Origin of the sequence: Fodinibius sp. (genome assembly GCF_041642155.1) — a bacterium.
Taxonomy (GTDB): Bacteria; Bacteroidota; Rhodothermia; order Balneolales; family Balneolaceae; genus Fodinibius.
This window is the reverse complement of the sequence record NZ_JBEPWZ010000288.1, coordinates 1-3766: the sequence shown is the minus strand read 5'-3', so window position 1 is coordinate 3766 and position 3766 is coordinate 1. Positions and strand designations below refer to the sequence as shown.

The window sequence follows — 3766 nt, the reverse complement described above, 5'->3', positions numbered from 1 at the left end:
ATGAAATTAATAGGAACCTTATTAAACAAAATATTAAAAACATTGTTCCCAAGCCATCGTGTTGGCTGTTGCGATAGAGCTGGTTTCTATTTAGATTTGGTCTAAATATTTCACGGCTCATTGCACATAATCCACTATTAAAGACACGAAAATACATAGAAAGTCGCCGCCGTGGTACCTGTTGGCATTTGCGGGCACGATTGCCGTCGGCGTGCTGCTGCCGCTGGTTTACCTGCTGATTCGCGCATTCGACGCTTCCCCCGACATGCTGAGCAACGTCATTTTCAGGATGCGCAACCTGCGTCTTTTGGGCAACACCCTGCTGCTCGCAGGCGGCGTCCTGGCCCTGGATATTCTGATAGCTCTGCCCCTGGCCTATCTTTCCGTGCGATGCAGGATCAGGGGGCGCCGCCTTATTACGCTTCTGGGGGTTTTGCCCCTGGCGATGCCGGGGTATATTATGGCCTATGCCCTGCTTGGACTGGGAGGCTACAACGGGACCTTTCAGGCGTGGTTCGGATGGAATTTTCCGCGTATCAGCGGCTTTGAGGGATCGTTGATTGTACTGACGATCTGCACTTTTCCTTACCTCTATTTGAATATTCGGACGGCCCTGATGGGATTGGACCAATCGATTGAGGAGGCCTCGCGGTCACTGGGACATGATGCGAGGGCTACGTTCTTCAAGGTGATCCTGCCGCAGCTCAAACCGGCGCTTTTCGCCGGGGGATTGCTGGTATGCCTGCACGTGATCGGCGATTTCGGAACCGTTTCGCTGATGCGTTTTGAGACCTTCAGTTATGCCCTGTACCTGCAATACCTGTCGGCCTACGACCGTATTTACGCGGCCTGGCTGGCCCTGATGCTTCTTGCACTGACCACCGGCGCGCTGGTGCTGGAGTACCGCCTGTTGAAGCAGGCGATCTTTCACCGGCTGGGACGAGGGGCCTCCCGGGCCAACACCTTTCTGAAGCTGGGACCGTGGGCCGTGCCGGCCTACGCTTTTGTGATTGTCCTGTTTTTGGTTTCGGTGCTGCTTCCGGTCTCTTCCATTGGCTTCTGGTTCAATGAAGCATCGCTTGCAGCCATGGCGGGAAACCTGTTTGAGGCATTTCTGAATTCCGTCAAAGCCTCCGCACCGGCCGCATTGCTGACGACCCTCATGGCGCTTCCGCTGGCTTATATCGGGGTGCGCTACCGGACGAAGCTGAGCAATCCCCTGGAGCGTGTGGCCTACCTGGGCTATGCCACACCCCCTCTGGCGTTTGCCCTGGCGCTGGTATTCTTTTCCCTCTACGTATCCTCCTGGCTGTATCAGTCGCTGCTGCTGCTGGTCATCGCCTATTCCCTGCACTTTTTAGCCGAAGCGATCGGCCCCGTGCGCAGCGCGCTGTACCAGGCGCCGCCCCAGCTGGAAGAGGCCGCCCAGTCGATGGGCTATTCTTCTGTCAAATCATTTTTCAAGGTTACGCTGCCGCTGCTGCGCGGTGGAATGATTGCGGCCACATCTTTGGTTTTTTTATCTGCAATGAAAGAGTTGTCCATAACGTTTTTATTATCTCCCATCGGTTTTGACACCCTCGCGCTCAGAGTCTGGTCCTATACCGGGGAGGCTATGTTTGCAGAAGCCGCTCCTTTTGCACTCACAATTTTACTATTTTCATCCCTGTTTGTAGGATTTTTATTTTCGAAAGAGTGGAACAAGACATGAAGAATTTATTGACCGTCACCAATTTAACAAAGGCTTTTGATGAGACCGGACCCGTCGTCGACGGGATCAATTTCGAGGTGCGAGAGGATGAAATATTTGCCCTGCTGGGACCCAGCGGGTGCGGCAAGACCACCAGCCTCCGCCTTATTGCCGGTTTCGAACGAGCGGACCGCGGAGCCGTTGCCATTGAAGGGAAGGTACTGGAGTCGCCCGACGACCACGTGGCGCCGCAGGACCGGGGCATCGGTTTTGTGTTCCAGGACTATGCGCTGTTTCCCCACCTTTCGGTCATCGAAAACGTGGCATTCGGACTGACGGATATACCGAAGCATAAAAGGAACGTGTATGCCGAGGAGGTACTGTGCCGGACGGGAATGGGGGATTACCAGCAGCGCAGTCCCAATGAGCTTTCCGGGGGACAACAACAGCGGGTGGCGCTGGCGCGGGCCATTGCCCCCAAGCCGAAGCTGGTGCTCCTGGATGAACCTTTTTCGAACCTGGACGCCCTGCTACGGGAGACGACCCGCAAAGAAGTGCGTTCTATCCTGAAGAAAGCCGGGATGAGTGCGTTGCTGGTGACCCACGACCAGGAAGAAGCGCTCTCTTTTGCCGATCGCATTGCGGTGATGAACGAGGGAAAAATTGAACAGATCGGCACCCCCGAAGAGGTATACTATCATCCCAAAACAAAGTTTGTCGCCCAGTTTCTGGGACGGACCAATCTTTTTCATGCCGACGCCACGGGGGGATCCGAAGTGAGCACCAGCCTCGGCCTGATGAGCCTGAATTGCAAGGCCTGCGGAAAGGTCTTATGTTCTATTCGCCCGGAGCACCTGACCCTCGAAGAACCTGCCGGCCAGCCCCCCGGGGAAGTGGGAACGGTGGTGGCCCGGGAGTTCAAAGGTCATGATATAACGTACCATGTTGAACTGAACGGCGAAAAATATTTGGTTCATACCGATAATCGTATCATATTTGAACCGGGCGATGCGGTTGTCATCAAGCCCCTTGAATCGGCGGTAATTTTAGAAGGCGAAAATTAAATAAAATTATTTTATTATGTCTTTAACAGGTCTGTTGATTTTGTTATTAATCGCAGCTATCTGCGGGGGAATCGGTCAAAGTATTGCCGGCTATTCCCTGGGAGGCTGTCTTGTCTCTATTGTGGTCGGATTTATCGGGGCTTTTATCGGGAAATGGATTGCCGCTGAAATGGGGCTTACGCTGATGCTGCCGGTCGAAATCGACGGGGAAACGTTTCCCATTATCTGGTCTATTATCGGGGCGGCGCTCTTTACGATTGTTATCGGATTGATTACGCGGGGACGCAGCCCCCGGGTTTAAGTTACTCGGGAGCGGAAAAATCCTGGTTGTACGGGTTGTCTGAAAATCCGGGCGTTACTTTAACAAAGCCGTGGCTGGTGGCGTTGTGGCATGAGTTGCAGGAATCAACCATCTCGATGGTCTTTTCCCGCGCTTCGTCCCAGTCCCTGTTGGCCAGCGCTGTTTCTACCGGTTCGATGGCGGGGTCAAAAAAGAGCCTCATAAAGCGGGCAATGTCATATCCCTCATAGCCCGGAATGTTTTCCTTGATGCCGTCGGCCGCAGCGCGGACCTCGTGGAAGTAGAACGTCGCCAGTTCATGGTTTTCGGCCTCCAGCGCCAGCGCATATTTATGCGTATAGTACTGAAGCTGTCCCATGGCATCGGCCAGCTCCGGCGTATCCTCGCGTGCTTTCTGCACCGCCTGTTCCTCCTGCTGCTCTTCCTCATCCGGGGATTCGTTTGTCTGCGTGTTGCACTGAATGATCAGTACCGAGGCCAATAAAAGGCTTAAAATGGTAAAAATAGGCGTCCTGCCGCTCCCAACCTTGTTCATGATTTTCTTGCTGTTTTCCTTATTTAAAATGAGTCTAAGTATAGCAAAAAATCACAACAATGTGGAACAGGTTTGTGAATTTAGCGGGAAAGAGGATGTGGGTTTATCGCTAAACACACAACACGGCTCAATTTCTGTCTCTTGTTCTCAAAACACTGCCTCAAAACAGCCGCGCG

Annotated in this window: 4 protein-coding genes; 3 read left to right on the top strand and 1 reads right to left on the bottom strand. The window is 53.3% G+C overall.

The features are described from left to right. Positions 1–181 precede the first annotated feature (181 nt). From ACESLU_RS12805 to ACESLU_RS12795, 3 genes are read left to right on the top strand one after another with little or no spacing between them, the layout of a single operon-like run. Entirely contained in the window at positions 182–1711 is a 1530-nt protein-coding gene (locus ACESLU_RS12805; RefSeq protein WP_372639030.1) for an ABC transporter permease, read from the top strand. Next, positions 1708–2754 carry an ABC transporter ATP-binding protein gene (locus ACESLU_RS12800; RefSeq protein WP_372639029.1) on the top strand — a complete coding sequence of 349 codons (1047 nt, stop codon included), beginning with the start codon at positions 1708–1710 and terminating at the stop codon, positions 2752–2754. The genes ACESLU_RS12805 and ACESLU_RS12800 overlap by 4 nt, the downstream gene beginning before the upstream one ends. Before the next feature lie 16 nt (positions 2755–2770). Continuing rightward, on the top strand, positions 2771–3055 hold the full coding sequence (locus ACESLU_RS12795) for a GlsB/YeaQ/YmgE family stress response membrane protein (protein ID WP_372639028.1): 285 nt from the start codon (positions 2771–2773) through the stop codon (positions 3053–3055). 1 nt (position 3056) lies between these two features. On the opposite strand, the gene ACESLU_RS12790 is transcribed toward ACESLU_RS12795, so the two are convergent. Continuing rightward, positions 3057–3590 carry a hypothetical protein gene (locus ACESLU_RS12790; RefSeq protein ID WP_372639027.1) on the bottom strand — a complete coding sequence of 178 codons (534 nt, stop codon included), beginning with the start codon at positions 3588–3590 and terminating at the stop codon, positions 3057–3059. Between the last annotated feature and the right edge of the window lie 176 nt (positions 3591–3766).